This window comes from Streptomyces sp. NPDC002671 (assembly GCF_053592475.1).
This window is the reverse complement of record NZ_JBSFVU010000140.1, coordinates 1-3,459: the sequence shown is the minus strand read 5'-3', so window position 1 is coordinate 3,459 and position 3,459 is coordinate 1. Positions and strand designations below refer to the sequence as shown.

Genomic DNA, 3,459 nt, shown 5'->3' with positions numbered 1-3,459 from the left:
CCTAGGGCCTGTGTGATGTTGTGATCAGCCAGTTGCCTTCAGGAGGTCGCTGATCCAGATCACCGAGGCTCGTAGATGGAGGCCGGCGAGGTAGCTCTCGGGCGTCTTGTCGTATCGAGTTGCGATGCCCCGCCATGCTTTCAGCTTGTTGATCAGGCGCTCGACGGTGTTCCGCTCCTTGTAGAGATCGGTGTCGTGGCGAGTGGGTCGGCCGCCCCGGCTGCCTTTCTTCTTTCGGTTGGCGGTCTGGTCCTTCTTCTCCGGGATGACGGCCTTGATGTTGCGTTTCCGCAGGTAAGAGCGGATAGCGCGGGACGAATAGGCCTTGTCCGCAGCGACGGCATCAGGCCGGGTCCGGGGCCGGCCGACCGGCAGACGGATACGCACCTTCTGCAACACGGGGACGAACTGCGGGCTGTCGGCGGCCTGCCCTGCGCTCAGCACCAGTGACAGCGGACGGCACTTGCGGTCTGCGGCAAGATGAATCTTGCTCGTCAGTCCACCACGGGATCTGCCGAGCAGGGCTTGGCTCAAGCGGAGCTTGCGCCGGCACCTGATGTGCCGCCGCTCTTCCCGCCCGGGGTCGTCACTGCCGTGCTGTCCGTTCTGTTCCGGCGGGCCGCCCCCTTTTGCCGGGCCCGCTCCTGCTCGGTGGCGGCTTCCTCAAGGGCGTCCATGACCTCCTTGCCGATACACATCCCGGCGGCGTCGTGGTGGGCGCGGACAGTGGTGGAGTCCACGCTGACCAGGGATAAATCTGTCTGTCCCTGGCGGGCGGCCTCGGCGATCACGCCTTCGAGCAGGGCGGTGAAGACGCCGGCGTCCCTCCAGACCCGGAAGCGGCCGTAGACCGTCGGCCACGGGCCGAACTCGCCGGGCATCTCCCGCCACTGGCTGCTGGTGCGGAACCGCCAGATCACCCCCTCGAACTGTTCCCGCAGCCGCTCGGGGTACGGGCCGAACCCGCCGATCGGCAGGTAGGACTCGATGAACTTCCACTGCTCGTCGGTGAGTTGCCTGCGCGTCACACCAAGCGTCCTACCGGATCCAGCCCCCGTACGGGAACAGAACCCAAAGAGTGATCACAACATCACACAGGCCCTAGTGTCCTGAGTCGGGAATTCGCTTCAGATATCCGGCGAGGCGTTCGAGGATCTCGTCCGCAGTCTTCGTCCAGACGAAGGGTTTCGGGTCTGCGTTCCAGGTCTTGATCCAGTTGCGGATGTCTTTCTCCAGGGCCTGGACGTTCCGGTGGACACCTCGTCGTATCTGTTTGTCCGTCAGCAGTGCGAACCACCGCTCGACCTGGTTGAGCCAGGAGGAGCTGGTAGGCGTGAAGTGCACGTGGAAGCGGGGGTGTGCGGTCAGCCATCGCCGGATCGCCGGGGTCTTGTGCGTTGAGGCGTTGTCGCAGATCAGGTGCACATCCAGGCCGTCGGGTACTTCCTTGTCGATGCGGACGAGGAACTTCTTGAACTCCACGGCACGGTGCCGGCGGTGGATCTGGCCGATCACCTCGCCGGTGGCGGTGTTCAGCGCGGCAAAGAGCGTGGTGACGCCGCCGCGCACGTAGTCGTGAGTACAGCGCTCTGGCATCCCCGGCATCATCGGCAGCACTGGAGCCGACCGGTCCAGCGCCTGGATCTGCGTCTTCTCGTCCACACACAGCACTAACGCATGCTCGGGCGGGGCGAGATACAGGCCGACCACATCGCGGACCTTCTCGATGAACTGCGGATCCTTCGAGAGCTTGAAGGTATCCACCAGGTGCGGCTTGAGGCCGAAGGTCCGCCAGATACGCGTGATGGCCGACTGGGAGAGGCCCGCCTCCTTGGCCATCGACCGCGTCGACCAGTGCGTGGCGTCCTTCGGCGTGGTCTCCAGTGTCCTGACGACCACCTCTTCCACCTTGGCGTCGGTGATCTTCCGGGGCCCACCCGGGCGAGGCTCGTCGATCAGGCCCTCCAGCCGGTCCCGCACAAAGCGCGCCCGCCACCTGCTCACCGTGTGTGCCTCTACGCCCAGGAGAGCCGCAACGTCCTTGTTCGAAGCGCCGGTTGCGCACTCCAGCACGATCCGGCACCGCAGGGCCAGGGCCTGTGAAGAGGTCCGACGCCTGGCCCAGCGGGTTAACGTTTCACGCTCGTCATCGGTCAGCACCAACTCGGCCTTCGGTCGTCCCGTCCTCGCCACCCGGCCATCATGCCGAACTCACCCAGACTTACGTAGCGAAATCCCGACTCAGGACACTAGTAGGGCTTGGTCAGGTTCGTATTGGGGTGGGTATGTCGCGGTGGCAGGTGGGGCAGGTGCCGGCCCAGAGGGCGAGGAGTGTCTGCATCTCGCGGACGGTCTGGTAGAGGCTCAGTCCTGCGCCGTGTCTTTTGGGTCTCGTGCCAGTCGTTGCAGGGTGCAGAAGGCGTGGGCGGCGGAGACGAGGGTGACGTGGTGGTGCCAGCCGTTCCAGGTGCGGCCCTCGAAGTGGGCCAGTCCCAGGGCTTGTTTCATCTCGCGGTAGTCGTGTTCGATGCGCCAGCGGAGCTTGGTCAGCCGGACCAGGGTGGCCAAAGGCATGCCGGAGGGCAGGCTGGACAGCCAGAACTGCACGGGTTCGGGCTCGGTGGCGGGCCATTCGGCCAGCAACCACCGCTCGGGCAGCTCTGGACCGTCTGTGGCCTGGCGGATCTCGCGTCCGGCGGGCCGGATGCGCAGGGCGACGAAGCGCGAGTACATGCGTTTGAAGCCGCTGCGGCCGGTGCCCGGCCGGGAGCCCTCGCGCCAGGACACGGGTCGAGCCGCCTGCCGGCCGGCCGCGATGACCAGCTCCTTCACCGTCATGGGCTTGTCCGGGTACTTCGCCACTGGCGGGCGGCCGGTGCCCTGATAGGTGGGGGTGATCGGCCGGGCATGGGCGGGATGAGCAGTGAGCCGGGAAGAGATCCCGACCGCGTAGGCCAGGCCCCGCTCTTCCAGGCCCAGACGGAAGGCTGCGGCATCTCCGTATCCGGCGTCCGCAATGACCAGGGGGACGTCCACGCCCCAGGTGCGGGTCTCATCGATCATGTCCAGGGCCAGTTGCCACTTCTCAACATGGCCGAGCTGGGCGGGGATCCCGCAACGCTCACGGCGGGCGACCTTGGCCGGATCCGCATCCGGCGAGGCGGGATCCCAGGAGGCGGGCAGGAACAGCCGCCAGTCGATCGCGGCCGAGGCATGGTCATGGGCCAGGTGCAGCGACACGCCCACCTGGCAGTTGGTGACCTTGCCCGCGGTCCCGGTGTACTGCCGCGACACGCACGCCGAGGCGTCCCCGTCCTTGAGGAAGCCGGTGTCGTCCACGATCAACGCCTCCGGCCGGATCGCGTCCTGCATCTTCCAGGCCAGGCGGGCCTGCACGTGCGCCGGATTCCATGGGCTCGTCGTCACGAAATGGGCCAGCGCCTGCCGGTTGCCGTCCTC

The 3,459-nt window shown here is 66.6% G+C and carries 2 protein-coding genes and 1 pseudogene; all 3 read right to left on the bottom strand.

What is annotated here, in order from left to right; all coding sequences use genetic code 11:
* Positions 1-24: 24 nt before the first annotated feature.
* Positions 25-1,028 (bottom strand): annotated as a pseudogene (locus tag ACWD35_RS45215) (IS5 family transposase).
* A 73-nt stretch (positions 1,029-1,101) separates the two neighbouring features.
* Positions 1,102-2,193 carry an IS630 family transposase gene (locus ACWD35_RS45210; RefSeq protein ID WP_451357136.1) on the bottom strand — a complete coding sequence of 364 codons (1,092 nt, stop codon included), beginning with the start codon at positions 2,191-2,193 and terminating at the stop codon, positions 1,102-1,104.
* Between the two features lie 171 nt (positions 2,194-2,364).
* A partial coding sequence (locus tag ACWD35_RS45205) for an IS701 family transposase (RefSeq protein WP_451357135.1) occupies positions 2,365-3,459 on the bottom strand: 1,095 nt, incomplete at its 5' end.